This window comes from Myxococcus sp. CA023 (assembly GCF_010998615.1).
Lineage (GTDB): Bacteria > Myxococcota > Myxococcia > Myxococcales > Myxococcaceae > Myxococcus.
In genome coordinates this window covers 1-1,928 of record NZ_JAAEAH010000170.1, presented here as the reverse complement: position 1 = coordinate 1,928, position 1,928 = coordinate 1, and the positions used below count along the sequence as shown (strand labels likewise).

Genomic DNA, 1,928 nt, shown 5'->3' with positions numbered 1-1,928 from the left:
GTCGTAGAAGGGGCGGGGCTTGCAGGGGCTGGCGGTGGCCTTGCGCGGGGGCAGCACGGGCTGGCTGTGCAGCTCCTCGTCGATGGCGCCCAGGACGTCCGTCACCGGCACGCGGCGGCGGCGGGCCTCGTCCAGCGCCCACTGGCGCTCGGACGCGCCGAAGTCATCGTCCTGGGACCAGCGGTCGCCGGGAAAGGACTGACGCGACTTGCGGCGCCACTCCGGCTCCTGGCTCGCGGCGGCGCGGCCCACCAGCTTGCGCTCGGCCGCGTTCAGGGTGCGTTCGCGCGGCGGCAGCTCGGCCGTGGAGGCGCGCACCACCGCGATGGCACCGCACAGCGCGAAAGCCAGCCATCCGACCTGTGCCGTTCGACGCCACCTTGCACCCATGAGGGCGCTCTACTCCAATTCAGCCCCGGCCGTCCTCATCCGCGTCGGCGTCCAGGCCATGCGGATCGGCGAGCACCCGGCGCGCTCGCTCCATCAGCTCCACCACGATTTGTCCGGCGGGCAGCACGCTCTCGATGCGCGCCATGCTGGCGCCGCTGGCAGGCATGGCCATCTCTTCCAGGTCCCCCTCGGTGTCCGGAGTGGGCACGAAGGTGCTGTGCCGCGGCACGTCGACAAGGGGGCCGCCGCCTGGGGTGCCGGGGAACAGCCGGGTGGTGCCGACGCGCTCCGATGTCGCCATGGGCATGGGCACGCTGCCCTCGCGTCCCGTCCACTCGCGCACCACGCGGTTGCGCAGCACGCGCATGCGATGGCCCGGCCATTCCAGGCCAAAGACGGTGGTGACGTCCGAATCCCCCGCGTCCCCATCGACGATGCGCTGCTTGTAGGCCGGGTGGGCGTGCGCTTCCACGGAGGCCACCATGCGCGTGCCCACCCAGACGCCGTCCGCGCCATGGAAGAGGGCGCGCGCCGCGCTGAGCCCGTCGGCGATGCCGCCCGCGGCCAGCACCGGCACCGTGTCCGTCAGTGCGCGCAGCTCGCGCACCAGCGCCAGGGTGGGCGTGGTGCTCTGGTTGAGGCCGGACGCCTGCCGGCCCTGGGCGATGAGCCCGTCCACGCCGAGCAGCAGGGCCCGTCGAGCCACCTCTCCCGAGGGGGCCTGGACCCAGACCCGGACGCCCGCGGCCCGCAGCGCCGCCACCCACTCCTCGGGTGGCAATCCACCGTGGAAGGAGACGATGGGCACGCGCCGGGCGATGCACGTCTCGATGTGCTCGCGCGTGGTGAAATGCCGGCCGTCCCGCTGGGCCATGAGGAAGTTCACGCCGAAGGGGCGCCGCGTGCCTTCCTGGATGGTGTGGAGCCGGACATCCAGGATGTCCGCCGGTTCCAGTGCGGCGCCGAGCATGCCCACGCCGCCAGCTTCCGACACGGCGATGACCAGCGGCGGCAGCGACACGAAGGCCATGCCGTCGCTGACGAACGGATAGTTCACCCCCAACTCACGCGTCAGCCGCGTGTGCAGGGTGTTGCCTTCCAGGACATAAATCGGAGGCCGCCGGGGCTCAGGACTCGAGTCACTGCGCTCGTCGTCGGGCTCGGATTCACGGGAAGAGGGCGGGGAACGTCCGTCATTCGCTCCGTTCATCGGGTCTCCTGAAGCTGGCGGGCTCTTCGGCTTCTCCAAGGTTACCAGCAACCCTCTCGACCTAGAGGCGGGGAGCGGAAGAGGGCCTTCCAGGTTGGTTGCCGGGTAACAGCCGCGCGCCGAGCTTGGTGAGAGTACGGGACTTGAACCCGGGGGTAGGGCAATAGCAAACCCCAGGCAGGACGCGCTGTTACCCGCTATCGCCTTGATCTCACGTCGGTTCGTTGTGCCCGCCCTATCCCTGTTTCGCGAGAAGCCCGTGGGAGGCTGACGGTAGCGTGTGCCCTGGCGAGGTGGAGCTGGGGAGGGGCAGGTGGAGGAGCGGGGG

Annotated in this window: 2 protein-coding genes; both read right to left on the bottom strand. The window is 70.9% G+C overall.

Annotation, left to right across the window (positions count from 1 at the left end; genetic code table 11):
* A partial coding sequence (locus F8M74_RS37090) for a hypothetical protein (RefSeq protein WP_141259169.1) occupies nt 1–390 on the bottom strand: 390 nt, incomplete at its 3' end.
* A gap of 19 nt (nt 391–409) precedes the next feature.
* Nucleotides 410–1,600: a nitronate monooxygenase family protein gene (locus F8M74_RS37085; RefSeq protein WP_141259168.1), complete on the bottom strand. Its 1,191-nt coding sequence runs from the start codon at nt 1,598–1,600 to the stop codon at nt 410–412.
* Between the last annotated feature and the right edge of the window lie 328 nt (nt 1,601–1,928).